This window comes from Mesorhizobium sp. WSM4844, assembly GCF_055811775.1.
Map to the genome: position 1 here is coordinate 261,490 of NZ_JBVVQB010000002.1, position 26,207 is coordinate 287,696.

25 protein-coding genes are annotated in these 26,207 nt (G+C 64.8%); 14 read left to right on the forward strand and 11 right to left on the reverse strand.

Annotated features, from left to right (window positions below):
* Positions 1–96 precede the first annotated feature (96 nt).
* On the forward strand, positions 97–1,605 hold the full coding sequence (locus AC0L2A_RS03400; protein WP_473607508.1) for an aldehyde dehydrogenase family protein: 1,509 nt from the start codon (positions 97–99) through the stop codon (positions 1,603–1,605).
* Positions 1,606–1,642: 37 nt separating this feature from the next.
* On the opposite strand, the gene AC0L2A_RS03405 is transcribed toward AC0L2A_RS03400, so the two are convergent.
* The 4 genes from AC0L2A_RS03405 to AC0L2A_RS03420 are packed head-to-tail and all read right to left on the reverse strand — an operon-like array spanning position 1,643 to position 6,160.
* Positions 1,643–2,590, reverse strand: coding sequence for an ABC transporter permease (locus tag AC0L2A_RS03405; RefSeq protein ID WP_473607509.1), 948 nt, complete (start codon positions 2,588–2,590; stop codon positions 1,643–1,645).
* Between the two features lie 4 nt (positions 2,591–2,594).
* Positions 2,595–3,575, reverse strand: coding sequence for an ABC transporter permease (locus tag AC0L2A_RS03410; RefSeq protein ID WP_287059004.1), 981 nt, complete (start codon positions 3,573–3,575; stop codon positions 2,595–2,597).
* Between the two features lies 1 nt (position 3,576).
* Positions 3,577–5,097, reverse strand: coding sequence for an ATP-binding cassette domain-containing protein (locus AC0L2A_RS03415; RefSeq protein WP_473607511.1), 1,521 nt, complete (start codon positions 5,095–5,097; stop codon positions 3,577–3,579).
* Positions 5,098–5,146: 49 nt separating this feature from the next.
* Complete coding sequence (locus tag AC0L2A_RS03420) at positions 5,147–6,160, reverse strand: substrate-binding domain-containing protein (RefSeq protein ID WP_473607512.1); 1,014 nt, start codon at positions 6,158–6,160, stop codon at positions 5,147–5,149.
* 200 nt (positions 6,161–6,360) lie between these two features.
* On the opposite strand from AC0L2A_RS03420, the gene AC0L2A_RS03425 reads away from it, so the two are divergent.
* The 6 genes from AC0L2A_RS03425 to AC0L2A_RS03450 all read left to right on the forward strand — a co-directional run bounded on the left by AC0L2A_RS03425 (position 6,361) and on the right by AC0L2A_RS03450 (position 14,161).
* Positions 6,361–8,757 carry a glucan 1,4-alpha-glucosidase gene (locus AC0L2A_RS03425; RefSeq protein WP_473607513.1) on the forward strand — a complete coding sequence of 799 codons (2,397 nt, stop codon included), beginning with the start codon at positions 6,361–6,363 and terminating at the stop codon, positions 8,755–8,757.
* A 120-nt stretch (positions 8,758–8,877) separates the two neighbouring features.
* The gene (gene gnd, locus AC0L2A_RS03430; protein WP_287225025.1) at positions 8,878–9,894 is read left to right on the forward strand and encodes a phosphogluconate dehydrogenase (NAD(+)-dependent, decarboxylating); all 1,017 of its coding nucleotides are present in this window, start codon (positions 8,878–8,880) and stop codon (positions 9,892–9,894) included.
* A 16-nt stretch (positions 9,895–9,910) separates the two neighbouring features.
* Entirely contained in the window at positions 9,911–11,287 is a 1,377-nt protein-coding gene (zwf, locus tag AC0L2A_RS03435) for a glucose-6-phosphate dehydrogenase (RefSeq protein ID WP_473607515.1), read from the forward strand.
* A gap of 16 nt (positions 11,288–11,303) precedes the next feature.
* Positions 11,304–12,008: an ROK family protein gene (locus AC0L2A_RS03440; protein ID WP_473607516.1), complete on the forward strand. Its 705-nt coding sequence runs from the start codon at positions 11,304–11,306 to the stop codon at positions 12,006–12,008.
* Between the two features lie 147 nt (positions 12,009–12,155).
* The gene (locus AC0L2A_RS03445; RefSeq protein WP_023800548.1) at positions 12,156–12,617 is read left to right on the forward strand and encodes a Ros/MucR family transcriptional regulator; all 462 of its coding nucleotides are present in this window, start codon (positions 12,156–12,158) and stop codon (positions 12,615–12,617) included.
* A gap of 302 nt (positions 12,618–12,919) precedes the next feature.
* On the forward strand, positions 12,920–14,161 hold the full coding sequence (locus AC0L2A_RS03450; RefSeq protein WP_473607517.1) for an MFS transporter: 1,242 nt from the start codon (positions 12,920–12,922) through the stop codon (positions 14,159–14,161).
* A 37-nt stretch (positions 14,162–14,198) separates the two neighbouring features.
* Here AC0L2A_RS03450 and AC0L2A_RS03455 read toward each other — a convergent pair whose 3' ends face one another.
* From AC0L2A_RS03455 to hemC, 6 genes are all read right to left on the reverse strand, one after another.
* On the reverse strand, positions 14,199–14,915 hold the full coding sequence (locus AC0L2A_RS03455) for a glutamine amidotransferase (protein ID WP_473607518.1): 717 nt from the start codon (positions 14,913–14,915) through the stop codon (positions 14,199–14,201).
* A gap of 12 nt (positions 14,916–14,927) precedes the next feature.
* Positions 14,928–15,407, reverse strand: coding sequence for a tellurite resistance TerB family protein (locus AC0L2A_RS03460; protein WP_473607520.1), 480 nt, complete (start codon positions 15,405–15,407; stop codon positions 14,928–14,930).
* Positions 15,408–15,472: 65 nt separating this feature from the next.
* Positions 15,473–17,074 (reverse strand): heme biosynthesis HemY N-terminal domain-containing protein, encoded by a 1,602-nt coding sequence (locus AC0L2A_RS03465; RefSeq protein WP_473607521.1) that lies wholly within the window; start codon positions 17,072–17,074, stop codon positions 15,473–15,475.
* Between the two features lie 10 nt (positions 17,075–17,084).
* Positions 17,085–18,578: a COG4223 family protein gene (locus AC0L2A_RS03470; RefSeq protein ID WP_473607522.1), complete on the reverse strand. Its 1,494-nt coding sequence runs from the start codon at positions 18,576–18,578 to the stop codon at positions 17,085–17,087.
* 91 nt (positions 18,579–18,669) lie between these two features.
* On the reverse strand, positions 18,670–19,386 hold the full coding sequence (locus tag AC0L2A_RS03475; RefSeq protein WP_473607524.1) for a uroporphyrinogen-III synthase: 717 nt from the start codon (positions 19,384–19,386) through the stop codon (positions 18,670–18,672).
* 1 nt (position 19,387) lies between these two features.
* Complete coding sequence (hemC, locus tag AC0L2A_RS03480; protein WP_473607525.1) at positions 19,388–20,314, reverse strand: hydroxymethylbilane synthase; 927 nt, start codon at positions 20,312–20,314, stop codon at positions 19,388–19,390.
* A gap of 232 nt (positions 20,315–20,546) precedes the next feature.
* On the opposite strand from hemC, the gene tsaD reads away from it, so the two are divergent.
* The 6 genes from tsaD to AC0L2A_RS03510 all read left to right on the forward strand — a co-directional run bounded on the left by tsaD (position 20,547) and on the right by AC0L2A_RS03510 (position 24,719).
* Entirely contained in the window at positions 20,547–21,632 is a 1,086-nt protein-coding gene (tsaD, locus tag AC0L2A_RS03485; RefSeq protein WP_473607537.1) for a tRNA (adenosine(37)-N6)-threonylcarbamoyltransferase complex transferase subunit TsaD, read from the forward strand.
* On the forward strand, positions 21,629–22,639 hold the full coding sequence (locus tag AC0L2A_RS03490; RefSeq protein ID WP_473607526.1) for an NAD(P)H-dependent glycerol-3-phosphate dehydrogenase: 1,011 nt from the start codon (positions 21,629–21,631) through the stop codon (positions 22,637–22,639). Before tsaD ends, AC0L2A_RS03490 begins: the two co-directional genes overlap by 4 nt.
* 25 nt (positions 22,640–22,664) lie before the next feature.
* Positions 22,665–22,961, forward strand: coding sequence for a YciI-like protein (locus AC0L2A_RS03495; RefSeq protein ID WP_473607528.1), 297 nt, complete (start codon positions 22,665–22,667; stop codon positions 22,959–22,961).
* A 123-nt stretch (positions 22,962–23,084) separates the two neighbouring features.
* The gene (locus tag AC0L2A_RS03500; RefSeq protein ID WP_027154811.1) at positions 23,085–23,510 is read left to right on the forward strand and encodes an EVE domain-containing protein; all 426 of its coding nucleotides are present in this window, start codon (positions 23,085–23,087) and stop codon (positions 23,508–23,510) included.
* Positions 23,511–23,563: 53 nt separating this feature from the next.
* The gene (locus tag AC0L2A_RS03505) at positions 23,564–24,163 is read left to right on the forward strand and encodes a class I SAM-dependent methyltransferase (protein WP_473607538.1); all 600 of its coding nucleotides are present in this window, start codon (positions 23,564–23,566) and stop codon (positions 24,161–24,163) included.
* 133 nt (positions 24,164–24,296) lie between these two features.
* A complete protein-coding gene (locus AC0L2A_RS03510; protein ID WP_027154813.1) occupies positions 24,297–24,719 on the forward strand; it encodes a DUF1761 domain-containing protein in 423 nt (140 codons plus the stop codon).
* 60 nt (positions 24,720–24,779) lie between these two features.
* On the opposite strand, the gene gcvA is transcribed toward AC0L2A_RS03510, so the two are convergent.
* Positions 24,780–25,715, reverse strand: a complete 936-nt coding sequence (gene gcvA, locus AC0L2A_RS03515) for a transcriptional regulator GcvA (RefSeq protein WP_287218903.1) — start codon at positions 25,713–25,715, stop codon at positions 24,780–24,782.
* A 164-nt stretch (positions 25,716–25,879) separates the two neighbouring features.
* On the opposite strand from gcvA, the gene AC0L2A_RS03520 reads away from it, so the two are divergent.
* A complete protein-coding gene (locus tag AC0L2A_RS03520) occupies positions 25,880–26,116 on the forward strand; it encodes a hypothetical protein (protein WP_091592244.1) in 237 nt (78 codons plus the stop codon).
* Positions 26,117–26,207: the final 91 nt, after the last annotated feature.

Here is a 26,207-nt window from a genome sequence, read left to right on the forward strand (position 1 = left end):
ACTCCAACGTCCGCTCCGCTTCGGTTCTCGAAAACCACGCCATCTGTCTCGGCAGGGCGAATTCTCAAAAAGGCTCTGCACACACGAGAGGACAGCATGGACTTTTCACCTGACCGGCCGGCCTTCTTCGTCAATCCGGATTATCGGCCGATGACCGGCGCGGCAAAACCGGTGATCGATCCGGCGACACTGGAAACCGTCGGCGCCATCGCGACTGCAACCGACGGCGAGATCGACGCCGTGCTCACTGCTGCGGCCAGGGCGCAAGCTGCCTGGAAAAAGCTCGACGCCAAGAGCCGCGCCAGGCATCTGCATGCAGTCGCCAACGCCATCGAGGCGGCCGACTTCACCTGCTGCGCCGAGCTGATGGTGCGCGAGATGGGCAAGCCCTATCCGGAAGCAATCGGCGAGATCGCCAATTGCGCGCCGATCTTCCGCTACTACGCCGAAATGGCGCGCGACGATGCCGGCAAGATCGCCGGCACGACGCAGGCGGGTTCGTTCCAGTATGCGCGCTACGAGCCCTACGGCACGTCTGTGCACATCATGCCCTACAATTTCCCGATCCTGTTGATGTGCTGGACCGTTGCCGCCTCGCTTGCCGCCGGCAATGCCTGCGTCATCAAGCCGGCCGAAGCGACGACACTGTCGACGCTGGATTACATGACCGTGTTCCGCTCACTGCCGGAGGGCCTGGTTTCCTGCCTGCCCGGCGCGGCGGCCACGGCGCAGGCTTTGATCGCCTCCGATCGCACCCATGCGGTTGCCTTCACCGGTTCGGTCGCCGCCGGCAAGGCTGTCGCCGTCGCTTGCGCCGAGCGCATGAAGCCATGCGTCATCGAGGCCGGCGGCAGCGATCCGCTGATCATCAGCCGACACGCCCCGCTCGACGTGGCGGCCGCCGGCAGCGTCACCGCCGCGTTCCATCTCACCGGCCAGGTCTGCACCTCGGCCGAACGGTTTTTCGTCGTCGATGCCGTTCATGACCGCTTTGTCGAGCTGTTTGCGCAGAAGACACGGGCGCTGCGCATCGGCAACGGCCTCGACAAGACCGAGATCGGGCCGCTGGTCAGCGAGGCGGCGCGGGCGAAAGTCATGCGGCTGGTCGACGATGCCGTGCGCAATGGTGCCAAGGCGATCACCGGCGGGCGTATTCCGCCGGCGCACAATGTCGGCTGGTTCTACGAGCCGACGATCCTCACCGGCGTCACCCCCGACATGGCGATCGTGCGCGAAGAATGTTTCGGGCCAGTCGCCGCGATCTGCCGGGTCAAGGATTTCGACGAGGCGATAGAACTTGCCAATGACAGCCCGTTCGGGCTCGGCGCCTCGGTGTTCACCACCGATCTTGCCGAGGCGCATGAGGCTGCGGAGCGGCTTGAGGCAGGGATGGTCTGGGTCAACAATCCGCTGATCGACAATGACGCACTGCCGTTCGGCGGCTGGAAGGCGTCGGGCCTCGGCCGCGAACTTGGTCGCCAGGGGCTGGATGCCTTCCGCCGCTCGAAGATGGTCATCATCGACCACAGGCCAGCGATCCAGGACTGGTGGTATCCCTATCCCGACAGCTGGTTCCGCGAATCTGGCGGGCGCAAGCACGTATGAGATGACACAGGTCAGCGCCGCCAAGGGCCGCCGCTTGCTAGCGTAGCGCTTTCTGCCCGCCGGCGGCAGTGATGACGCCGACGATGATCAGCCCGGTCAGCAACAGACGGACGCCGGCGCTGACGCCGAACGTGTTGAGCATGGTCAAAAGCAGCACCAGGAACAGGGCCGCGCCCCATACACCCGGCACATTGGCCTTGCCGCCGGCTACCGACGTGCCGCCGATGACGACGACGGCGATCGAGGCCAGCAGGTACTCATTGCCGATATCGACGTTGGCGCCGCGGAAATAGCCGGCGAGCAGCGCCCCGTCGAGGCCGCCGAGCGCGCCCGACAGCGTGTAGGTAAGAAAGCGGATGCGGCCGACATTGACGCCGGCCAGCCACGCCGCGCGGATGTTCTGGCCGATCGCCAGCACCGAACGGCCATAGATCATGCGCTGCAGCGCGAACGCAGCGCCGATGGAGAACAGCACGGTGAGGATCGCCAGCACCGGAATGCCAAGAATCTGCCAGTTGGTGAAACTGGCAAAGCCCGGCGGCGGCTTGATCTGCAAGCCGCGGCCATAGCTGATGTCGATCGACTGGATGATGAAGCTCGCCGACAGCGTGGCGATGATCGGTGGAATGCGCAGCGCCCAGATCAACAGATAATTGGCGGCGCCGATCGCCATGCCGCAGGCCAGCGCCGCCAGCAGCCCGACCGCGATCATTGAATCATTGCCGTCCATCACCTTCATGGCGACGGCGCTGGCGAGGCCGATATTGGCGGGCAGCGACAAGTCGACATTGCCGGGACCGAGCGTGATCACGAACATCTGGCCGACACCGACGATGACGGTGAAGACGGCGAGCGAAAGTGCCGCCGTGATCATGCCGCCGCCGCCATATCCGCCGGTGAAGGTGATCGTCGCCAGCCACACCAGCAGCGCGCCGATGAAGGACCATATCCAGGGTTTTGCGAGCAGCAATCGCAACGATGCCATCCCCTCACCTCTCCCTGCGGCTGATCAGCACCCGGGCCGCCAGCACGATTATGAGGATGGCGCCGTTGGCGGCCACCTGCCAATCGGGCGGGATGTGCATGAAGGTCAGTAGCGGCGACGCGGCGAGCGCCAGCGTCAGCGCGCCGATCACCGCGCCGATCGGCGATACCCGGCCGCCGACGAATTCGCCGCCACCGAGGATGACGCCGGCGATCGACAGCAGCGTGTAGCCATTGCCGATATTGGCATCGGCCGAGGTGGTGATGCCAATCAGGGCCATGCCGGATAAAACGCCGAACAGGCCGGTCAATGCGAACAGCACGACCTTGGTCTTGAGCAGCGACCAGCCGGCACGGCTGAGGGCCGCGGCATTGCCACCGGAGCCGCGCAGGATCACGCCATACGAGGTGCGCATCAGCCCGAAGTGGACGACCGCGGCAATCAGCAGCGCCGCAATGATCGGGAACGGGACGAAGGGCGGCTTGAAGGCCATGAGCGACAGCAGCCAGTCCGGCGCCTTGCCGCCGGGCTTCGGCAGGATGAGGATGGCCAGACCCTGCCAGACAAAGCTCATGCCGAGCGTCACCACGATTGAAGGCAGGTTGCGCAGATGGATCAGCGCGCCGAGCAGCGCATAGACGCCGATCGACCCGAGCAGGATCAAGACGCCGACCAGCGGCGCGTCCTTCAGCCACGTCGCCGTGACGCAGCCGACGAAACCGACGAAGGTGCCGATCGACAGGTCCAGCTCGTTGCCGGCGATGACGAACATCTGCGCGATCGTGGCCAGGGCAATCGGGACCGCCAGGTTGAGCATCAGGCTGAAGCCGAAATAGCTGATGGCGCGCGGGTTGAGCCAGGCGATCGCCAGCAGCACCAGCATCAGCGACATCGCAGGCAGAAGCCCGCGCAGCAGACGCGCCCGCGCCAGCGCGCTTCGCTCGGAAGAACTCTTGGGACCGGTCTCGACGGGTGCTGCCGTCATCTCAGGCCGCATCGCCGAACGAGGACTGGATGATCTTTTCCTCGGTCAGCTCGTCGCGACCAAGCTTGGCGACGATCCGGCCGTTCTTGAAGACATAGACGTGGTGGCAATTGTCGAGCTCTTCGGTTTCCGTGGTGTACCAGAGGAAGGTACGGCCGCGGCCGGCCTCTTCGCGCACAAGGTCGTAGACCTCGAGCTTGGTGCCGATGTCGACGCCGCGCATCGGGTCGTCCATCAGCACGATCTTGGCGTCGGAACCGAGCGCCCGGGCAAACAGGGCCTTCTGCTGGTTGCCGCCGGACAGCGAGAAGATGTTGTTGTTCATGTCGGGGGTGCGGATGCCGATTTTCTTTTGCCAGAAGTCGGCGAGCTCGGCTTCGCGCCGCGGCGAGATCAGCAGGCCGTTGCGCAATCGCGCCAGCGAGCGGATGCCGATGTTTTGCGCAATCGACCATTGCGGAAAGATCCCGTCAGACTGGCGGTCGCCGGCCACCAGCGCCACCGGTGCTGTGACCTCGATGCCGGTTTTAGTGCGTGCCGCAGCGGCGAAAATCGCCAGCAGCAGGTCGGTCTGGCCGTGACCGGCAAGCCCGGCAAGGCCGATGATCTCGCCGGCATGCGCCACAAGTTCGTTGCCGTCCTCTTGCCGCGCCGGGCGGGCCCGGACCCGCAACGGGCCGGTCTCCGGCTTTTGGGTCGCGATTTCGGCCGCGATCTTCTCACGCGCTGCCGCTCCGCCCATGGTCGTCACCAGCCTGCCGCGATCGAAAGCCTTAGCCGCATCCGACGCGACGACCTTGCCGTCGCGCATCACCACGATGCGGTCGGCATTCCCGAGCACCTCGCCCAGAACATGCGAGATCAGAATGCAGCTCTTGCCCCCGGCGACAAAGCGCCGGACGAAACCCAGCAACTGGCCGGCCGTGTGCGCGTCGAGCGAGGATGTCGGCTCGTCGAGGATGACCAATTCGAGCGGATCCTGCGTCACCGTGAAGGCGCGCGCCACCTCGACCATCTGCCGCCTGCCGATGGAAAGGTCGCTGGCGATATCGGCGGCGGAGATGCTGTGGCCCGGAAATATCTCGTCGAGCTTGGCGGCGATCAGATCGGCCGCCTTGCGCCGCCAGCCGAGGCCGCGCAGCGCCGGGTGGTTGATTCGGGTGTTCTCGGCAACGCTGAGGTTCGGGCACAGCGATAGTTCCTGGAATACGCAGCGTATGCCCAGTTGTTGGGCGCGCGGCACCGAATAATTGTCCTCGATGCCGCCACGCACCGCGATCCGACCGCTGTCGGGCACGAGCGTGCCCGCCACCATATGCATGAGCGTCGACTTGCCCGCGCCATTGTGGCCGACGAGACCGACGCATTCGCCGGCGCCGACGTGGAAATCCACCCCGGCGAGCGCCCGGACGGCGCCGAAATGTTTTTCGGCTCCGTCCAGCCTGATGATGTCGACAGTGGCGGCGCCGAAATGTTCTTCGGCGCCGTCCAGTCTGATGATGTCTACACCGGCCTCGGGCATCCCTAGCGAAATCCGGAAGACGACGCGCGCGGCATTGGATGTGCCACGCTCACTTGATGTTGGCTTTGATCGCCGCGATGGCGTCTTCCTGCGTGTATTCGTGGCTGGCGACGCCGCCCTTGGGGATGTTCGGCAGCTCGGCCTCGAAATTATCCTGGGTGAAGGCGAGGTATGGCACCAACAGGTCATGCGGCACATCGGTGCGGCCGTCGAGCACCTGCTGCGCCACCCAGAAGGCCAGCGACGACACGCCCGGCGCAATCGACGCCGACCAGGTCTGGTAGCCATCCTTTTCCTTCTGTTCCTTCCACCACTGCAATTCGTCCTGGCGGTTGCCCATGATGATGGTCGGGCGCGGTTTGCCGGCGGCGGCGAAGGCTTGTGCCGCGCCATAGCCGTCGCCGCCCTGATCGACGACGCCGACGATTTCCGGCAGCGACGGCAGGATCGTCGCGACCGCCTTCTGCGCTGTGGTCTGGTCCCAGTCGCCGGTCACCGAACCGACGATCTTGAACTCGGGATGGGCGGCGACGCCCTCCAGAATCCCGGCGTGGATGGCGTCGTCGATCGAGGTGCCGGCAAGGCCGCGGATTTCCAGCAGATTGCCGCCCTCGGGATGGAACTTGGCCATCTGCTCGACTTCCTGCCTGCCCATGTCCTTGAAGTCGACGACGACGCGGTAGGCGCAGGGCTCGGTGACGATGCCGTCGAAGGAGACGACGACGATGCCGGCATCGCAGGCCTGCTTGACGGCGCCGTTGAGCGCGTCCGGCGAGGCGGCGTTGATGACGATGGCGTCATAGCCTTGCAGGATCAGGTTCTGCACCTGGGCTGCCTGGGTCGGCACTTCCTTGTCGGCCGTCGTGAAGATGTCCGCGGCAGCGACCACCCCGTCGGCGACCGCCTTCTTGGTGACGATGGCATAGCTGTCGAGCATCGCCTGTCGCCACGAATTGCCGGCATAATTGTTGGAAAAGGCGATCTTCTTGTCGCTGGTGTCGGCAAACGCGGCGCCTGACGCGAGCATCGCCGCAATCGCACTCAGGACGAGTATCTTCTTCATCTGTTATCCTCCCATGGATTGATGGTCGTTGTTGGCTGCTGGCGGCTGTTATGACGACCCTCGTTTCAATATTGTCAGACAAATTTAGATGGGCGCACTTGTCAACAGCGATCGATGACGGTTTGACGATCAACTTGCGGTGCAATGATTGAAAAGGCTTCGGCTCCTGGTCTAGGGATGGGCAGGAGACCAAAATCAAGATGGCAGCGACGCCGACTGATGCGCTGGGCGCACCCGGAATTCCGGCGCGCTGGACGTCGAGCACCAAGAGCGGCGTCGGAACCGCGCTTTCGCCGGCCTGCCCTGTCTGGTTCACGATCAGCCACGGCATCCTCAACGAGGTCTATTATCCCCGCCTCGACAGCGCCTGCACGCGAGACATGGGACTGGTCGTCACCGGCCCCGGCTTCTATTTCTCGGAAGAAAAGCGCGATGCCGTGCACAGCCTCGAGCCGTTCGAGGATGGGGTGCCCGCCTACAGGCTGGTCAACACCGCCGCCACCTACCGGATCGAAAAGCGCATCGTTACGGATCCAGAACATCCTGTTTTGCTGCAGGAAATCAGCTTCACGCCGCTGAGCGGCACAGTTGCCGATCACCGCGTCTACGCGTTGCTGGCGCCGCATCTGGTCAACGCCGGCATGGCCAACACCGCCTGGGTCGGCGACCACGAGGGAAGGCCTGTCCTGTTTGCATCGGGACGTGGCGTTTGCCTGGCGCTCGCCTCGTCGCTGCCCTGGGGAGCATGCTCGGCCGGCTATGTCGGTGTCTCCGACGGCTGGCAGCAACTCCGTCGTGACGGCCGGCTCGACCCGGCTTGCCGCAGGGCCGAGGACGGCAATGTCGCGCTGACCGGCGAGATTGGCTTTTCGGCTGCGAACCCGACGGCGTTGCTCGCGCTGGGTTTCGGAACGACGCCGCAAGAGGCGGCGGAAAATGCCTCGGCCAGCCTGAAGCGAGGTTTTGCGCCCGCGGCCAAATCCTTTATCGAAAAATGGCGGAAATGGCAGGCTGGCTTGCTGCCGCTGGACCGGCCCGGTGCGGCGATCAACACCTATCGTGTCAGCACGGCGATTCTGGCAACGCACCGCTCATCCACCGGAGCGGCCGTCGCCAGCCTGTCGATCCCGTGGGGCTTCAGCAAGGGCGACGACGATATCGGCGGCTATCATCTGGTCTGGCCGCGCGACCTGGTCGAAACCGCGGGCGGCTTTCTCGCCGCCGGCGATCCGGCGCAAGCGCTTGAGATCCTCGCCTATCTCCGTTCGATCCAGCAGCCGGATGGGCATTGGCCGCAGAACGCCTGGCTCGACGGATCTGCCTATTGGCCGGGCATCCAGATGGACGAATGCGCGTTTCCGCTGCTGCTCGCAGACGCGCTGCGCCGGGCTGGGCATCTGGCAGACGCCGTGTTGCGCTCCTTCATGCCGACGATCGAGCGCGCCGCTTCCTACGTCGTGCGCAACGGTCCGGTCACCGGCGAAGACCGCTGGGAAGAGGATGCCGGCTACAGCCCGTTCACGCTGGCCGTCGAGATCGCCGCCCTGCTGGCCGCGGCCGACCTGTTCGAAACTTGCGGCAAAGCAGAGCCGGCAAATTATCTGCGGGAAACCGCCGATGTCTGGAACGACCAGATCGAGCGCTGGACCTATGTCACCGGCACTCCACTCGGCGAAGAGGTCGGCGTCGAGGGCTATTACGTCCGCATCGCGCCGCCCGACACCGCCGGCGCGGCGTCGCCGAAGGACGGCTATGTGCCGATCAAGAACCGGCCGCCGGGCGATAGCGACCGGCCGGCCGAGGCGATCGTCAGCCCGGATGCGCTGGCGCTCGTCCGCTTCGGCCTCAGGGCCGCCGACGATCCGCGCATCGTCGACACGGTCAGGGTCATCGATGCGCGGCTGCGCTGCGACCTGCCGCAGGGGCCCGTCTGGTATCGCTATACCAGCGACGGCTATGGCGAGCACGCCGACGGCGCGCCCTTCGACGGGTCCGGCCAGGGCCGGCCCTGGCCGCTGCTGGTCGGCGAGCGCGCCCATTACGAACTGGCGGCGGGCCGCAAGGACAAGGCAGCGAGCCTGTTAAAGACCCTGGAGGATTCGGCCGGGTTTGGCGGCCTGCTGCCGGAGCAGGTCTGGGATGGTCCCGACATCGCCGAACACGAACTGCGGCACGGCGGACCGTCGGGCAGCGCCATGCCTCTGGTCTGGGCGCATTCGGAGCATATCAAGCTGCTGCGCTCGCTCAATGACGGCGCCGTCTTCGACATGCCGCCGCAAGGCGTGAAGCGCTACATCGAGGACAGGACCGTGGCGCCGCGCCGGACATGGCGCTTCAATCACAAGCTCCGCGCCATGCCCGCCGGCAAGCTGCTGCGCGTCGAACTGCTGGCCCGGGCGGTGGTCCATTGGAGCAACGACGATTGGGCAACCATCCGTGACGCCGCGACGATCGAGAACGCCTTCGGCATCCATCTCATGGACCTGCCCGTTGCCGATCTCCCGCCGGGCAATATGATCGTCTTTACTTTTTTCTGGCCCGATGCCGGCCGTTGGGAGAATGTCGACTTTTCCGTCGGTATCGACAAGCCGGACTAGAGCATGATCCCGAACCGAAGGTCCGCGTTAGCAAAAAGTGGAAACCGGTTTTCGGAAAAGATCATGCTCCAACAATAGAGCCAGTAGATCTTCTATCCCTCAAGAAGCAGGACGAAAAACATGCAGATCGGAATGATGGGACTGGGCAGGATGGGCGCCAACATGGTGCGGCGCCTGCTGCGCGATGGCCATGAATGCGTGGTCTACGACATCAACCCGGCCAGCGTTGAAGCCCTTGTGTCGGCTGGCGCGATCGGAGCCGCTTCGATGGAGGATTTCGTCGGCAAGCTGACCAAGCCGCGCAGCGCCTGGCTGATGCTGCCGGCGGCGATCACCAGCCGGATCGTCGATCAGGTGGCCGACCTGATGGAGCCGGGCGACATCATCGTCGACGGCGGCAATTCCTATTATCACGAGGCTGTCGACCATGCCGCGCGCCTGGCATTGAAAGGCTTGAACTATGTCGATGTCGGCACCAGCGGCGGCGTCTGGGGCCTCGAGCGCGGCTATTGCCTGATGATCGGCGGCCCCGACAGCGCGGTCCAGCATCTCGACCCGGTCTTCGCCACCCTAGCTCCAGGCGCCGATGCCGGGGTACCCGCCCCCGGCAAGGATGCCGGAACCGCCCCGTTCGGCTATCTCCACTGCGGACCGAGCGGCGCCGGCCATTTCGTCAAGATGGTCCACAACGGCATCGAATACGGCGTCATGGCCGCCTATGCCGAGGGCATGAACATCCTGAAGTCGGCGAATGCCGGCAAGCGACAGCGGACGGCCGACGCCGAAACCAGTCCATTGGAAAACCCGCAATATTACCAGTTCGACATCGATACCGCCGAGGTAGCCGAAGTCTGGCGGCATGGCAGCGTCATCGGCTCCTGGCTGCTCGACCTCACGGCGGGCGTATTGAAGGCCGATTCGGGGCTGACGCAGTTCGGCGGACGGGTTTCGGATTCCGGCGAAGGCCGCTGGACGCTGAAGGCGGCGATCGACACCGGCGTGCCGGCGCCGGTTCTGTCCTCGGCCCTGTTCGACCGGTTCGCCTCGCAAGGCGAATCCGAATTCGCCGACAAGCTGCTGTCCGCCATGCGCTATGCCTTTGGCGGCCATGTCGAAAAGCCGAAGACCGGCTCGTGACGGGGAAGACACGCTCATGAACCAGGAACGGTCCGACACGCTGGTGCTTTTCGGGGCGACCGGCGACCTCGCCCACAAAAAAATCTTCCCGGCACTTTACGCCATGGTCGCCAAGGGAACGCTCACCGAACCGGTGATCGGCGTCGCTTTCGACGCCTGGGACCTGAAGCAGTTGCAGGCGCGGGCCCACGACGGCATCGTCAAGGCCATCGGCAAGGTCGACGAGAAGATATTCGCGAAACTTGCCTCGCTGCTTCGCTATGTCAGCGGCGACTACCGCAGCGCCGCGACATTCGAGAAGCTGAAAAGCGCGCTCGGGACCGCGCAGCACCCGCTGCACTATCTGGCGGTGCCGCCGACCATGTTCGAGACGGTCATCCAGGGCCTGGAACAGTCGGGCGCAGCCCAGGGCGCGCGCCTGATGGTGGAAAAGCCGTTCGGTCACGATCTGCAATCGGCGCGCTGGCTGAACCGGGTCCTTCACCTGGTGTTCGACGAGCAGTCGATCTTTCGCATCGACCATTATCTCGGCAAGGAGGCGATCCAGAACCTGCTCTATTTCCGCTTCGCCAATTCCTTTCTCGAGCCGATCTGGAACCGCAATTTCGTCGAGAGCGTGCAGATCACCATGGCCGAGGATTTCGGCGTCGAAGGCCGCGGCCGCTTCTACGACGAGGTCGGCTGCATCCGCGACGTCATCGAGAACCATCTGCTCAACATCCTGCTGCTGCTGGCCATGGAGCCGCCCGTTGGCCGCTCGGCCGACGATCTGATCGACGAGAAGGTGCAGGTGCTGCGGGCGATCCGGACGCTGACCAGTGACGATGTCGTGCGCGGCCAGTTCAAAGGCTATCTCAGCGAGCCGGGCGTCGCGCCGAATTCGCCGGTCGAGACCTTCGCGGCGGTGCGTTTCCTCGTCGACACCTGGCGTTGGCGGGACGTGCCCTTCTTCATCCGCGCCGGCAAATGCATGCCGGTGCACGCCACCGAGGTCATCGTGCGGCTGAAGCGGCCGCCGCTCGACGTCTTCGACCCGATCAAACCCGGAGATGCGAATCACGTCCGTTTCCGCATCGACCCGCAGGTGGCGATCTCGATCGGCGCCCAGCGCAAGGCCGCTGGTGACGACATGATCGGCGAGCAGGTCGAACTCACCGCGCTCGACGACAGCAAGGGCGACATGCCGCCCTATGAGCGGCTGATCGGCGACGCCATGAACGGCAACGGCCAGTTGTTCACTCGCCAGGATGCCAGCGAGCTTGCCTGGCGGATCGTCGGCCCGGTGCTCGGCGACACCACACCGCCACACCTCTATGAGCCGGGAGCATGGGGGCCCGCCGAGGCGATGGCCGGGTTCGGACCGCCGAACGGCTGGATCAACCCGGCGAAATGAACTCGGAGGCGACGCAATGGCCAAGGCGGCGAAAAAGCAAGCACCGGACAGCGAAAAGATCGTGCTTGCGATCGATATCGGCGGCTCCCATGTCAAGATCCTCACCAGCGCCGGCGGCGAGGAGCGCAGAGCCGATTCCGGGCCTGGCCTGACGCCGCAGCAAATGATCGCCGTCGTGCAGACGCTCGCCGATGGCTTGCCCTACGATGTCGTCTCGATCGGTTATCCCGGCCCGGTGCACCACAACAGGCCACTGGCCGACCCCGCCAATCTCGGCAAGGGTTGGGTCGGATTTGACTTCGCAACGCAGTTCGGGAAGCCGGTGAAGCTGGTCAACGACGCGCTGATGCAGGCCGTCGGCAGCTATGAAGGCGGGCGCATGCTGTTCCTGGGTCTCGGAACCGGACTCGGTGCTGCGATGATCCTCGACAACGTCGCCCAGCCGATGGAACTCGCGCATCTTCCCTACAAGAAGGGCAGCAGCTTCGAGGACTATGTTGGCGAACGCGGCCTTGAAAAGCGCGGCAAGAAGAAATGGCGCAAACACGTTTTCGACGTCGTCGAGCGGCTGCGCGCCGCCCTTCAGCCTGACTATGTGATCATCGGCGGCGGCAATGTCGACAAACTCGACGAATTGCCTGCCGGTTGCGAGCGTGGCGACAACACACGCGCCTTCGAAGGGGGATTTCGACTGTGGCGCGACAAATCCCTGATTGTCTGATATTATAGCGGTTCGAGGCCAAACCTGTTGATCTGGCCCGGCCGTTAGTATTGTTATTCAAAATAATGTGTAGCGTGGTGCGGCGTCATTGCGTTATGCAGATTTGCCGACTAGGAATTCTGCGACCCCACTAACGGAGAAAATAGATTGACCGACGACAGCAACAAAGCCCGCAAGGACATCGACCTTCTCGAGCTGACCGCTCACATCGTGTCCGCTTACGTCGAGAAGAACCGCTTGCCCGCTTCCGGCCTCGGCGATCTCATCGCCAGCGTCAGCGCGTCGATAGGTGGGCTCGGCCAGCCCGCCGTTCCGGTCGCAGCACCGCTGATCCCGGCGGTCAATCCCAAGAAATCGGTGACGCCGGATTACATCATCTGCCTCGAAGACGGCAAGAAGTTCAAATCCCTGAAACGCCATATCGGCGTTCATTTCGGACTGACGCCGGATGCCTACCGCGCCAAATGGGGCTTGCCGGCTGACTATCCGATGGTCGCCCCGACCTATGCGGCCTCGCGCTCGCAGTTGGCGAAGGCGATCGGCCTTGGCCGCAAGGCCGCCCCGCCGGCGCCGGTCAAGAAGACCAGGAAGCCAAAGGCCACGGTCTGACGCGCTCGAAGCCGCCTTTCACGCTCGAGATTGGCGAAAGCCGCCGCGACGTCCAATCTCCCCCCTTGAGGGGGAGATGTCCGGCAGGACAGAGGGGGCGGCGCGGGAGAACTCGACCTGCGCGCCAAAATAACCCTCCGCCTCCGCCTCGCTGTGCAATTAGCATGGTAGCCGGAAATCCTTGATCCAGAGCCGATTTTTACGCGCGCCTCGCACCGAACTGCGTTAAAAGCGCTGCGGTCGGACCAGCGCCCTCGTGGAAGTGCCCCGCCGGCCGACTTCCTTGCCACGGGGCCTGATCCATGACACCCGAACCTCACGCACCGCCCGACCGGCGCTATGCCGCCTTCCGGCACAAACCCTTCCTGAGCTATTGGGCGGCACGCTTCCTCGCCACATTCGCCACCCAGATCGTATCCGTCGCCGTCGGCTGGCAGGTCTACGACCTGACCCGCGATCCGTTCGATCTCGGCCTTGTCGGCATTGCCCAGTTCCTGCCTTCGCTGCTGCTGGTGCTGATCACCGGGGTGGTCGCTGACCGTTTCGGCCGCCGTCTGATCATGGCGCTGATGGTGCTGCTGGAGGCGATCTGCGCGCTGGCCCTGCTGCTGCTGACGCTGCGCGGCCTTAGCGGACCGGGATTGATCTTCGGCGTGCTCGCCATGTTCGGCATCGCGCGCGCCTTCTTCGGACCGGCAGCAGCGTCGCTGTTCGCCAACCTCGTGCCGCCGGAGGATTTCGGCAACGCGATCGCCTGGAATTCGTCCGCCTGGCAGACGGCGACCATCGTCGGACCGGTCGCCGGCGGCCTGCTCTACGGGCTCTCGGCGCAAGCGGCATACGGCACCGCTGCCGTTCTGATGTTTGTCGCCGCGGTGCTGGTCTTCACCATCCCAAAGCCTGCCCAGCGCAGCGAGACCGACAGGCCGACGATGCAGACCCTGTTTGCCGGCTTCGGCTATATCTGGAGCGAGAAGATCGTGCTCGGCGCCATTTCGCTCGATTTATTCGCCGTGCTTTTGTCCGGCGCCACGGCGCTGCTGCCGGTCTATGCGCGCGACATCCTCGTACTCGGCCCTTGGGGCCTGGGACTGTTGCGTTCGGCGCCGGGCATCGGCGCCATCTGCGTTGCCATCTGGCTGGCCGGACATCCGATCCGCAACCATGCCGGCGTGGTCATGCTCGGCTTCGTCGCGCTGTTCGGCGCCTTCACGGTGCTGTTCGGCCTTTCCACCATCACCTGGCTGTCGATCGCAGCGCTCGCCTTGCTCGGCGCCGCCGACATGTTCAGCGTCTACATCAGAGAGACGCTGATCCAGCTGTGGACGCCGGACAAGGTTCGCGGCCGCGTCAACGCCGTCAATCAGGTTTTCGTCGGCGCCTCCAACGAGCTCGGCGAATTCCGCGCCGGCACCATGGCGGCATTGATCGGCACCGTGCCCGCGGTGGTGATCGGCGGCGTCGGCGCAGTCGTTGTCGCCGGGCTGTGGGCGGTGCTGTTCCCGCAGCTGCGCAAGGTGCGCCATCTCAACGGGCGAAACTGATCCCAGGGCGCACAGATCCGGGCAAAACTAGATCAGATCAGGACAGCCCCGGCTTGCCGAAGATCGTCTGCAGGAATTCGCCGAGCCAGCGCTTGAGATGCATGTCCCAGATCAGCCGGCCGCCGAGATGATCGCGACCGGGCTGCGCGCCGGGCAACTCGAAGCGATGCGCGCCGCGAACGACCCAGCGCTGCATCATCGCCCTTGTCAATTCGCCATGGAACTGGATGCCCCAGGCATTGTCGCCATAACGAAAGGCTTGGTTTGGATAGGTTTCGGCCGTCGCCAGCAGCGTCGCGTCCTTCGGCAGCGAAAAGCCCTCGCGGTGAAACTGATAGACCATCTCGGGCCAGCGCATCAGCTTCTTGCCGTCCTCGGTCGCTGTCAGCGGATACCAGCCGATCTCGACCAGCCCCTCGCCATGACCCTCGACCTTGCCGCCAAGATGGTTGACCAGCATCTGCGCGCCGAGGCAGATGCCGAGCAACGGCCGGTTCTCCCTGAGCGGAATTTTCAGCCAGTCGGTCTCACGGCGGACGAAGTCGTCCTCGTCATTGGCGCTCATCGGTCCGCCGAACACCACGGTTCCGGCATGACCGTCCAGTGTTTCCGGCAAGGCGTCGCCGAGCGGCGGGCAGCGGAGATCGAGGTCGAAGCCTTCTTCGATAAGCATGTGGCCGACGCGCCCGGGGCTCGAACTCTCCTGATGCAGCACGATCAGGATTTTTGGTCTCGGCCTCGGCGTGGATGGCATGCGGAATCCCGTCTATTCGTCGCTCGATATTCCAGCCGCGCCCGGCACTTCGGCGGCCGCCTTGCGGCGTGCCTCGACGCGGTCGTGGCGTTCGACATCCATCAGCTCGGCGACGCGCCAGACGATATTGTCCTCGAGCTCGTGCAATTCGCCATCGGCATAGACGATTTCCCACATCAGGCCGATGAAGGCTTTTCGCGCGTCCGGATCGAGCTGACGCTTCAAAACGCTGGTGAAGGCGTAGAGGTCGATCGCCTCATTGTCGGCCCGCTCGCCGGCAGCGGCAAGCGCGTCGAGCTCGTCGCCGCTGATCGAATAGCTTTCCGCCAGCACCGCCTTGAACCGCTCCCATTCGGCATCCTGACGCACGCCGTCGGCACTCATCACATGGTAGAGAAGGGCGGATGCGGCAACGCGCGGATCATCGGCGTTGTTGCGGGCGCGGCCGTCTCCCGGCAGGTCCTTCAGAAACGACAGAACGCGTTCGAACATGTGATTCCTACTTCCCATCCGCCAAAACTTTCAAGCTCAGCCAAACTTTTCAAGCTCAAGCCAAATCAAAACAATCGAAACCTGCGTGGTGATTTTTGCTCTTCGTCGTCCGGATCGACGCCGGGATCGTCGGGCAGCCGAGCCATTTCCTCCGCCGGTTCGGCAGCGTCGCCATCCGGCGGCACTGCGGCAGACGCCGTGGCGGTGACCGGCGCAACATCGTCTTCGTCAGTTTCCGATGCCGCCACGGCGGTCGGTCTTTCGGCCGAACCAGCGGGGTTCAGCTCGATCACATTTTCCTTTTCCGGCTTCGTTGGCGCTGCAATTGTCGGCACCGCGGCGTCCGGCGCATCCTCGTCACTGTCGATGAGTTGGCCGAGCCGCTCCATCGGCGCACGCCACTCGAAGGCGTCGAGCTTGCCGGTGATCGGCGACACCGGCGCCCAGCGTGCGGAAACGACGCCGTCGGCGACCCAGGCCGGATCGCGCGGTGCACGCACTGCCTTGGACAAAAGCTGCCGCACCTTGCCCTGATCGCCGGTCTCGGCCTCCTCGATGTCGGCCAGAAGCAGATAGGCGCCTTCGCGGCGATCCATGCGGATAGCCGCCTCGGCCTCTTTGCGGGCGGTTGAAAAGTCCTGCGCGTCGAGCGCGGCGCGCGCCACCGCCAGCGACGATTCGGCGTGGTTCTTCTTCATCTCCTGCAGCTTCTTCGCCCGGTTCAGCCGGTCGAGCACGGCATCGCCTGGCCGGGCGTGGGTGTAAAGCTCGGCGATCTCTGGATGCGGCTCGGCTTTCCACGCCGTTTCGAGGATCTTCGCGCCCTTGCGCACATCATTTTGTCTGAACAGCAGTTTGGCTGCGATCCCCGCCGCCGGCGCGAAATCCGGCCGCAGCCGGTTGGCCTCCAGAGCAGCGGTTTTGGCGGCATTGGGATCGCTGTCGATCAGCGCCTGCGCCTTGGCGGTGAGCAGCACGGCGCGACGCCGGTTGGCGGCATCGCGCTCGATCTGCCGCGTCGATTTCTGCGCCTCGACCAGTTTCAGCGCGCCGTCCCAGTTGCCGCGCCCGGTCAGGTCTTCCAGCGTCGATTCGGCGGCCCAGGCTAACTGCGGCGCCATCGCCGCGGCGCGGCCGGCGTAGTGCCGCGCCGCGTTGCGGTCGCCGAGGCGTTCGGCCTCGAGATAAAGCCCGCGCAGGCCTAGCAGCCGCATTTCGGGATCGTCGAGCATGGTCTCGAACTTTTCGCGGGCACCCTCATGGTCGCCTTCGAGCAGCGAGGCTTGCGCCTCCAGCAATTGGATCAGCGGCTCCTGGTCGGAGCGGATCAGCTTTGCCGCCTCCTTGGTCTTCTTGCGGGCGAGCGCTCCGTCACCGGCGCCGGCGGCAATCATGCCGGTCGACAGCGCCTGATAGCCACGATCGCGACGGCGCACGCGGAAATAGCGCGAGATCGTGTAGGGGCTGTTCCACAGCGCCTTGAGCAGCCACCAGGCGATCATCACCGCGGCAACCACGGCAACGACCGCCACCGCCGCCACCATCAGGCTGACCTGGTATTGGTAGCCGCTGAAGGTGACGACCATCTCGCCCGGCCGGTCGGCCAGCCAGCCGAAACCCAGCGCGAGCGCGAAAACCACGACGAGGAAAAGCAGAATGCGAATCATCGGGTTGTCCTCACGCCTTCATCGCACTGGCGATCAGTGCGTCGACCTGCTTCTCGACCTCGATTCGCGCCTTCAGTTTGCCGGCAAATTCGGCGCCGGCGGCCTTCACCGACTCGGGCAGTGTATCGTATTCGCTGAGCGCCTTGGCGTAATCGCCCTGATTGACCGCCACCTCCATGCGGGCGACGATTTCCGGAGCGCCAGCGCCTTCGACTGCACCGATCGGCCTGACCCTGACCAGCGATTGCGCGCTCGACAGCAGGTTTTGCAGGAAGCCGGCATTCTGGTCGACGGGCTCGGAGGCAGCGACCATGGCATTGGCGGCGGCAGGCATTTCGGTTGCGATCTCTGACCGGGTCGGAACGCCCTTTTCGGCGTAGGCACGCAAGGCTGCGATCTCTGGAGCATCCGGCGAAATCGCCGAAAAGGTTTCGAGTTCGGCGGCGAATGGCGCACCACGGTCGAGTGCTGCCTTCAGCGCCGATGCGGCGATGGCGAGCGCAACCTTGGGCTGCCCGGCCTGTGCCTCGACCTTGCCGGAAAGCTGCGACACCGACTGTTCCAGCGCCGCAAGCCGGCCGTCCTGTGCCTTCGCCGTCTCGCCGGCGGATTTCACCGCCGCGTCGAGCCCGGCCAGCTTTTCGTTGAGCGGTCCGAGATCGACCGGCGCCGTGTTGCCGGTCTGGCCAAGCGCCGCAACCGCCGTCTCGATCTGCCTGACTTTATCGCCGAGGGCTGCAAGCCCGGCGGTGTCGCCTGCTCCGCCCTGCTCGATGGCCGTTTTCAGCGCCGCAACATCCGTCTTGACCTGATCCAGCGCTGACGACAGCCCGTCCACCTTGGCCGAGGCGTCATTGTTGCCGGCTGTATCCTTGAGCCCGGCAATCTCGCTCTTCAGCGCAGCGATTTCGCTATTGACGCCATCGAGCGACACGCCGCCCGAGGACAAATCGCCAGCCCCTGGCGCGCCGAGCAGGCCGGCATACTGCAGCCCTCCGGCGGCAGCCAGCGCGATGACGCCGCCGATAATGCCGGCGGCGATGCCGTTGATGCCGCCACGCTTCGGCTGTGCTGCCATATCTTCAGTCTCTGTCTGGGTTTCCTTCGCCGCGTCAGCGGCGCCCGCCTTGGCCGAAGCGTCCTTGGCCGATGCGTCGTCGAAACTGTAGTCGAAGGCCCGCTTCGCCGATGCCTCCGAGCCGGCCGGATAAGTCGGTTTGGGCCCTTCAGGAGCTTTGGCGCCACCCTCTGCCGGCTGTTCCGAGCCGGGCGGCGGGGCCGCTTCGGCATGTTCCCACGGCTCGATGTCGGTCTGGTCGGCATGGACGGGTTCTTCAGGCGCTTCCGGCTGCGACGCGCTTGCCGCCTCCTCCGCCTTCGCCTCGTCGGTCCGCCCGTTGGCGGCATCCTCTTCGGCAACGCGCGAGACAGCGCCGGGCTCGAGCTCGATGGTCACCGGCTCGCGACGGCTTTTCGAATGCCGCATCTTCGGCGTCTTGACCATGCTTGGGCTCCGCAAATTTCGCTTCGGGATGGTTCAGAAAGGGTCTAGCACATCACCAAGCGGTGAAAAGGGGCGGCGTGATGACACGGGGTCAAGGCGACGTCCGCAAAAGCTCCAGCAGCGCCTCCTCGCTGGGCTCCGGCGCAACGCGGAGCTGTTCTGAGGCAACAGTCTCCAAGGCTGCGGCGATACGTCCGGACAGCGCAAAAAAACATGTCTTTTTAAACAGCTCACGCAGCGCCGGCCGCCCAGCCAGTGCCTGCAGCGCTGTGGCGGCCTTGGCCGAATAGAGCAGCACTGCCTCGACCGGCAGGCCGGACAAGCGCGCAAGAACGGCCCCATCGGAATAATCCAGCGCGACAGTGTCATAGGTCTCGACGGCGCGAACCTGAACGCCTGCCGACTGCAGCCGCTGCTCGAAACCCGAATAACGCACCCGCCCGCACAAATAGACGATGGTTTGTCCGGCGTAATCGCCGGCCAGCGCATCCGCCAGCGCCTCGGCATCGCCCGGCCCTTCGCTGACCGACAGAACCCCGGCCGCACGGGCGGCCTGCGCTGTCCGTCTGCCGACGGCATGGCAAGGCAAACCGGCGAGCGCCGCGCTGATTTCTTTCGGCGCATGGCGCACGGCATTGGCGCTGGTGACGGCAACGGCCGCGGCATTGGCTGCGACCCTGTCCGGATCAACCGGCAGCGCCACCGTTTCGGTCAGCGGCAGCAGGATCGGCTTAAAACCCAGGCCCTCGAGCCGCTGTGCCGTGCGCGAGGCGCCCGGCTCCGGCCTCGTCACCAGGACGCGACGCATGTCAGGCCCAGCCGTCGAAGAATTTTTCGCCGGCCTTGGCCCGCACGGTCCTGGCAGCTTCGTCGCCGATGCGCGCGGCATCCTGCGCCGGGCCTTCCGCCTTGACCTCATGGGATTGCGCGCCGTCCGGCGAGATGATCAGCCCGCCGAAGAACACCGTTTCGTCCGATATCGTCGCATGGCCGGCAATCGGCGTGCGGCAGGAACCGTCGAGCGCCGCCAGGAAAGCCCGTTCGCAGGCCAGCGCCTGCCCGGTCGGCACGTCATGGACTGCCGTCAGCATCCTTTCCACATCGAGGTCACCGATGCGGCTTTCGATGCAGATCGCGCCTTGCCCCGGCGCCGGCGGAAAGCTGTCGAGCGGCATCAGGTCGGTGATGACATCTTCGAGCCCGAGCCGCTTCAGCCCGGCATAGGCAAGGATGGTGCCGTCGGCGACGCCCTCGTCGAGCTTGCGCAGCCGCGTCTGCACATTGCCGCGGAACATCACCACGTCGAGATCCGGCCGCATCCGCCGGATCAGCGCCTGACGCCGGAGCGACGACGAACCGACCTTCGCGCCGTGCGGCAATCCGGCGATCGTTTTGGCCGCCTTGCCGACGAAGGCGTCGCGGGCATCCTCGCGCGGCAGGAAGGCAGACAGTTCCAGCCCGTCGGGCAACACCGTCGGCATGTCCTTTGACGAATGCACGGCGATGTCGATGCGGCGCGCCAGCAGCGCCTCCTCGATTTCCTTGGTGAACAGCCCCTTGCCGCCGGCTTCCGACAGCGGCCGGTCCTGGATGCGATCGCCGCTGGTCGAGATGACGACCACCTCGAATGCCTCAACCGGCATGCCGTGAGCGGCCATCAGCCGCGCCTGCGTTTCATGCGCCTGCGCCAGCGCCAGCGGGCTGCCGCGTGTTCCGATTTTCAAGGTTGTTTGCATGGCGCGCTGTCCGTGATAACCGGCAGATAGAGGTCTGTTGAGATTCAGGTCAGGCCGAGCCGAAAATGGTGGTTTCCGAGAACCGGAGCGGAGCGTACTTTGAGTACGTGAGCACCGGAAGCGCAGGAACCCGCCATTTGCAGGCCGGCATCACCTGAATATCAACAGACCTTGGGCTTTCTCCTAACGGGGAAAGCCTGGTTGCACAATCTCCAGGGATGGCAACGAATTGATCCGCGTTCTGGGCATTGAGACGAGTTGTGACGAGACCGCCGCCAGCGTGGTAGCGCTGGACGGCGGCGGCGCGCCGAAAATCCTGTCCGATATCGTGCTCAGCCAGATCGAAGAGCATGCCGCCTTCGGCGGCGTCGTCCCGGAAATCGCCGCGCGCGCCCATGTCGAGGCGCTGGACGGCATCATCGAGGCCGCGCTTGCCGATTCAGGCGTCGATCTCGCCGATATCGACGCGATCGCTGCGACCGCCGGCCCCGGCCTCGTCGGCGGTCTGATCGTCGGACTGATGACGGCCAAGGCGATCGCAGCCGCGGCGAACAAGCCGGTGATTGCCATCAACCACCTCGAAGGCCATGCGCTGACCGCGCGGCTGACCGACGGGCTCGACTTTCCCTATCTGTTGCTGCTGGTGTCCGGCGGCCACACGCAGATCGTCGCGGTGCGCGGCGTTGGCGACTACCAGCGCTGGGCGACGACCATCGACGATGCGCTCGGCGAAGCTTTTGATAAGACGGCCAAGATGCTCGGCCTGCCCTATCCAGGCGGGCCGAATGTCGAGAAGGCGGCGGCGACCGGCGACGCCGCGCGCTTCGCCTTCCCGCGGCCGATGAAGGGCTCGGCGCAGCCCGATTTTTCCTTTTCCGGGCTGAAGACCGCCGTGCGCCAGGCAGCGACGGCCATTGCCCCTTTGAGCGACCAGGACGTCGCCGACATCTGCGCCTCCTTCCAGGCGGCGGTTGCGGATGCGCTGGATGACCGTGTTTCGAGGGCGCTGAACCGTTTCCGCCAGGAGTTTCCGAGCGAGCTGAAGCCTGCGCTCGTCGTTGCAGGCGGTGTCGCCGCCAACCGGACGATCAAGACCACACTCGAAGCCCTGTGCGAGAAGGCCGGCTTTGCCTTCGTCGCGCCGCCGCTCAAGCTCTGCACCGACAATGCGGCGATGATCGCCTGGGCCGGCATCGAGCGGCTGCGCGCCGGCATATCGGGTGAAAACACCGCTGATTTCGTGCCGCGTTCGCGCTGGCCGCTGGACAGCATCTCGGCTCCGATGGTCGGCTCGGGCCGGCGCGGAGCCAAGGCATGAGCGGCAGCGGGCACAAGGTACCAAGCGGCTGGCGCGTTGCCGTGCTCGGCGGCGGTGCCTGGGGCACGGCGCTGGCGCTGGCCATGTTGCGCGCCGGCCATTTCGTCCGCCTCTATGCGCGCGACTTGGAGACCGTCGCCGCGATCGACCGTGGCGAAAATCCGCGCTATCTGCCTGGCATCGCGCTCCAGGCCGGCATCGTGGCAACGAGTGATATCGAGGCTGCGCTCGACGGCGCCGACTGCGTGCTGGCGGTGGCGCCGGCGCAGTCGCTGCGCGCCATGCTGGCCACCGCGAAAGCCCATATGCCGAAAGACGTCCCGCTGGTCCTCTGCGCCAAGGGCATCGAGCGCGACACCGGCGCATTGCTGTCGGCGATCGCTGGAGAGATCCTGCGTGAAAATCCGGTCGCCGCCCTGTCCGGGCCGAGCTTCGCCACTGACGTCGCCAGGGGGCTGCCGACGGCCGTGGTGGTCGCCGCCGGCAATGAGGGTCTGGCGGCCGACCTGGCCGCGCGCTTTTCGGCGCAGAATTTGCGCTGCTATTCGAGCGACGACCTCATCGGCGTCGAGATCGGCGGCGCGCTGAAGAACGTCTTCGCCATTGCCGCCGGTGCGGTCACCGGCGCCGAGCTCGGCGCCAGCGCCCAGGCCGCCATGGTGACGCGCGGCTTTGTCGAATTGCGCCGCATCGGCGCCGCCTTCGGCGCGAGGCCGGAAACGCTGATGGGACTTTCCGGTCTCGGCGACCTGTTGCTCACCTGCTCGTCCGCCCAGTCGCGCAATTTCGCCTACGGACTCGCGCTGGGGCAAGGCAAGCCTCTTGCCGGGCTGCCCCTGGCCGAAGGGGTGCCGACGGCGGCGATCGCAGCCCGCATCGCCACCGAGCGCAACATCGACGCGCCGATCATCACCGCCGTCGCCGCCATACTGGACGGTACGATCACCATCCGCCAGGCTGTGTCGGCGCTGATGACAAGGCCGCTGAAGACCGAAACCGACGTGTAATGTTGAACAATCCGGAGATGGAAAGATGCTGTTTGCGCTGATTTGCAAGGATAAGCCTGGAAGCCTGCAGGTGCGGCTCGATACGCGGCCCGAGCATGTTGCCTTTTTGGAGGGACTGAACGGCGAGAACAAGCTGGCCTTCGCCGGTCCGTTCCTCGACGCCGACGGCAAGCCGAACGGCAGCCTCGTCGTGGTTGAGGCGCCCGATCTGGAGGCGGCAGAAGCGCTATCGGCGGCAGACCCCTTTGCCAGGGCAGGGCTGTTCGAAAGCGTCGAAATTCGGCATTGGAATTGGACCTTCAACAAGCCGGTGAATGCATGACTCCGAAAATCGGAATCGATTTTCGGAAAGGATCATGCGCAAAATCAAAGTGCTACAGCGTCCTTTGCGCTTCTGAAAGATGCGCGGCGCTGTAGCTGATCTCCAGCCGCGGAGGAGCAAAAAATGAACTACTGGCTGTTCAAATCCGAACCCTCGGTCTTCTCCTTCGAGGACCTCAAGGCGAAGGGCAAGGCCGGCACGCAATGGGACGGCGTGCGCAACTATGCGGCGCGCAACAACATGAAGGCGATGCAGATCGGCGATCTCGGCTTCTTCTACCATTCCAACGACGGGCTCGACGTGGTCGGCATCGTCGAGGTCTGCGCGCTGGCCCATCAGGACACCACCACAGACGATCCGCGCTGGGAATGTGTCGATATCCGCGCCGTCAAGGATGTGCCGAAGCCGGTGACGCTGGAGCAGGTCAAGGCCAACCCCAAGCTTGCCGAGATGGCGCTGGTCCGACTCGGACGGCTTTCCGTGCAGCCGGTGACGCCGGCCGAATGGAAAGAGGTCTGCCGCATGGGCGACCTGACGCCGGCGCCGTGACGGCGCTGACGCCAAATAGCGCGAGAAACTTCATCCTCGACAACACGGCGCTGATGGCACCGCCGCATGTGCCGGAGATGCTGCTGCATCTGGCCGACGAGGCGCATGATCTGTGGCAGCGGACAGAGGACGAACTGGCCGAAATCGGTCTGCAGCCGCCTTTCTGGGCCTTCGCCTGGGCCGGCGGCCAGGGCCTTGCCCGCTACATCCTCGACAATCCGTCTGATGTGCAGGGCAAGCGCGTGCTCGACTTTGCCTCCGGTTCCGGCCTTGTCGCCATTGCGGCGGTGAAGGCCGGCGCGGCAGAGGTGATCGCCGCCGACATCGACCCGTTCTGCGCGACCGCGATCCGCCTCAACGCCGAGGCCAATGGCGTCGGGATAATGTTTCTTGGCACCGACTGCATCGGAACCGATGCGGGCTGGGATGTGGTCCTGGCCGGTGACGTCTTCTACGACAAATCCTTCGCCGACCGGCTGAAGCCATGGTTCGCGACGCTCAAGGCGCGTGGCGCCGACATCCTCGTCAGCGATCCCGGCCGCTCCTATCTGCCGAAAGCTGGACTGGAGCCGCTCGCCGTCTACGAGGTGTCGGTAACCCGGGCGCTGGAAGACGCGCTGGTCAAACGCACCACCGTCTGGCGGTTTTCTTGACGGCATCGCCGAACAGGCGTTCCATCACGCTTCGATTTTGAGAATACGCATGCCGTTGTCCCAAAACCGCTGGGCACCCCCGGCTCGGGCCCGGAGGCATGCTTTTGAGCGACATGCTTCCGGGGAGGAAATCATGGATTTTTCAGCAGTGAACTGGCTGGCGGTGATCGTCGCCGCGGTGGTGGCGTGGTTGTTCGGCGCTGCCTGGTACATGGGCCTGAGCAAGCCGTGGCTAAAGGCCACCAGGCTTGATCCGGCGACCATGAGTAAATCGCCGCTGCCCTTCGTAATCAGCTTCGTCGCGGAAATTGTCATGGCGCTCGTCATGTCTCTGATCGTCGCAGCGATGACCGGTGGCGAACCGAGCCTCGTTGCCGGGCTCGTCTTCGGCTTCGTTCTCTGGTTCGGATTCGTCGCCACGACGCTATCCGTCAATCATCGCTACCAAGGGTTCGACTGGGACCTGACCATCATCGACTGCGGCCACTGGCTCGGCGTGCTGCTTATCATCGGCGCGGTGATCGGCTGGTTCGGCGCGGCGGATGTCGCGGGCTGACGCTGCCGCCATGAAAATAGGTCGACGACTGCCGGCTGATCACTCAGGGCGACCTGAAGCTCATCCAAGCGTCGGCTCCGGCTGCGGGTTGTGAACTTCGTTGAGGAGCCAATCCCTGAACGCCACGATCCTGGGGTCGTTGGCGGATGCGACGGGATAGACCAGGAAGTAGGCGAAGTCCGGCGGAACCTTGATGCCAAGTTCGAAGGGCCGGATCAGCCGGCCCTCGGAAAGGTCACTCGCCACCATGGCAAAATCGGCGAGCGCAACGGCATTGCCGTCGAGCGCGGCCTGAACGGCGTCGGTCGAGGTGCCGAACACGATCGTCCGGCTGTCGTCGAAATCGTCGACGCCGGCCGCCGCCATCCACATCCGCCAGTTTGGCCAGGTCACGCCCTGTCGCGCCCACTCGATGTGGGCGAGCGTGTGATGGAAGAGATCGCGTGGCTCGCGCAGCGGCGGGCCGGAGGCCAGCAGGCTGGGGCTGCACACAGGGATGATGATGTTGTCGAACAGCCGGTGGGTGCAAAGGCCGGGATATTTTCCCGCGCCGAAACGGATGCCGACATCGACGTCGTCCAGGTCGAAATCGCGCAATTCAGAGGCAATGTCGAAGCGGAGCTCGATGCCCGGTCGCTGCTTGCGAAAATCATCGACGCGTCGCATCAGCCATTTTGTCGCAAACTGGGCGTCGAGTGTCACTTTCAGCAACGCCGTTCCACGCGCCAGCTTGTGCGCCCGTGAGACGGCGCGGCCAAGCAGGTCGAGCGCGTCGGTCGAGGCCTCGAACAGCACCGCGCCCGCCTCGGTCAGCCGGATGGTGCGGCTGGTGCGCGTGAACAGCACGATGCCGAGCTGATCCTCGATTTCCTTGATCTGGTGGCTGACCGCGGCCGGGGTCAGGCCAAGTTCGTCCGCGGCGCGGGTGAAATTGAGGTGCCGGGCGGCTGCTTCCAGCGTCCTCAGTGCACGGGTTCCTGGCAGCAGGCGCGCCATCAGAATAGGACGAGGAGAGGCCGGTCGAGCATTTTCAATCCTCAAACAAAACTTGAAGATGCAGAGAAAACTACTCGTTTCTCGTTTTAATTTCAATCCGTCATGATGTGACCATCGAACAAACATCAAACCGGACTTGATGTCCGGAGAAGCCGGATTGCACCATGTCTCACATCGTCTTGAGTCCTGTTACCATCCGCCCGGCCTGGCTGCGCGCGGTGTCTGATTGGTTCCGCCATGCAAAAATGGCGGTCAACCTCCCGCCCGAGAACGTCGACGACCTTCCGGACCGGCAATTGCGCGACATCGGCGCCGAACGCAAGGATGTCGCGCGCGCGATGGACCGGGAACTCGGCCGGTTGGGTCTGCTCGACATCGGCTGGCAGAGGCCGCGGACGTAGGGGAGTAGGGGAGTAGGGGAGTAGGGGAGTAGGGCAGTAGGGCAGTAGGGCAGTAGGGCAGTAGGGCAGTAGGGCAGTAGGGCAGTAGGGC

Bases quoted from the DNA above. Each gene is read 5' to 3' on its own strand.
- AC0L2A_RS03400 (WP_473607508.1), top strand. From the start codon at position 97: ATGGACTTTTCACCTGACCGGCCGGCCTTCTTCGTCAATCCGGATTAT.
- AC0L2A_RS03405 (WP_473607509.1), bottom strand. From the start codon at position 2,590: ATGGCATCGTTGCGATTGCTGCTCGCAAAACCCTGGATATGGTCCTTC.
- AC0L2A_RS03410 (WP_287059004.1), bottom strand. From the start codon at position 3,575: ATGACGGCAGCACCCGTCGAGACCGGTCCCAAGAGTTCTTCCGAGCGA.
- AC0L2A_RS03415 (WP_473607511.1), bottom strand. From the start codon at position 5,097: ATGCCCGAGGCCGGTGTAGACATCATCAGACTGGACGGCGCCGAAGAA.
- AC0L2A_RS03420 (WP_473607512.1), bottom strand. From the start codon at position 6,160: ATGAAGAAGATACTCGTCCTGAGTGCGATTGCGGCGATGCTCGCGTCA.
- AC0L2A_RS03425 (WP_473607513.1), top strand. From the start codon at position 6,361: ATGGCAGCGACGCCGACTGATGCGCTGGGCGCACCCGGAATTCCGGCG.
- gnd (WP_287225025.1), top strand. From the start codon at position 8,878: ATGCAGATCGGAATGATGGGACTGGGCAGGATGGGCGCCAACATGGTG.
- zwf (WP_473607515.1), top strand. From the start codon at position 9,911: ATGAACCAGGAACGGTCCGACACGCTGGTGCTTTTCGGGGCGACCGGC.
- AC0L2A_RS03440 (WP_473607516.1), top strand. From the start codon at position 11,304: ATGGCCAAGGCGGCGAAAAAGCAAGCACCGGACAGCGAAAAGATCGTG.
- AC0L2A_RS03450 (WP_473607517.1), top strand. From the start codon at position 12,920: ATGACACCCGAACCTCACGCACCGCCCGACCGGCGCTATGCCGCCTTC.
- AC0L2A_RS03455 (WP_473607518.1), bottom strand. From the start codon at position 14,915: ATGCCATCCACGCCGAGGCCGAGACCAAAAATCCTGATCGTGCTGCAT.
- AC0L2A_RS03460 (WP_473607520.1), bottom strand. From the start codon at position 15,407: ATGTTCGAACGCGTTCTGTCGTTTCTGAAGGACCTGCCGGGAGACGGC.
- AC0L2A_RS03465 (WP_473607521.1), bottom strand. From the start codon at position 17,074: ATGATTCGCATTCTGCTTTTCCTCGTCGTGGTTTTCGCGCTCGCGCTG.
- AC0L2A_RS03470 (WP_473607522.1), bottom strand. From the start codon at position 18,578: ATGGTCAAGACGCCGAAGATGCGGCATTCGAAAAGCCGTCGCGAGCCG.
- AC0L2A_RS03475 (WP_473607524.1), bottom strand. From the start codon at position 19,386: ATGCGTCGCGTCCTGGTGACGAGGCCGGAGCCGGGCGCCTCGCGCACG.
- hemC (WP_473607525.1), bottom strand. From the start codon at position 20,314: ATGCAAACAACCTTGAAAATCGGAACACGCGGCAGCCCGCTGGCGCTG.
- AC0L2A_RS03490 (WP_473607526.1), top strand. From the start codon at position 21,629: ATGAGCGGCAGCGGGCACAAGGTACCAAGCGGCTGGCGCGTTGCCGTG.
- AC0L2A_RS03495 (WP_473607528.1), top strand. From the start codon at position 22,665: ATGCTGTTTGCGCTGATTTGCAAGGATAAGCCTGGAAGCCTGCAGGTG.
- AC0L2A_RS03500 (WP_027154811.1), top strand. From the start codon at position 23,085: ATGAACTACTGGCTGTTCAAATCCGAACCCTCGGTCTTCTCCTTCGAG.
- AC0L2A_RS03505 (WP_473607538.1), top strand. From the start codon at position 23,564: ATGGCACCGCCGCATGTGCCGGAGATGCTGCTGCATCTGGCCGACGAG.
- AC0L2A_RS03510 (WP_027154813.1), top strand. From the start codon at position 24,297: ATGGATTTTTCAGCAGTGAACTGGCTGGCGGTGATCGTCGCCGCGGTG.
- gcvA (WP_287218903.1), bottom strand. From the start codon at position 25,715: ATGGCGCGCCTGCTGCCAGGAACCCGTGCACTGAGGACGCTGGAAGCA.
- AC0L2A_RS03520 (WP_091592244.1), top strand. From the start codon at position 25,880: ATGTCTCACATCGTCTTGAGTCCTGTTACCATCCGCCCGGCCTGGCTG.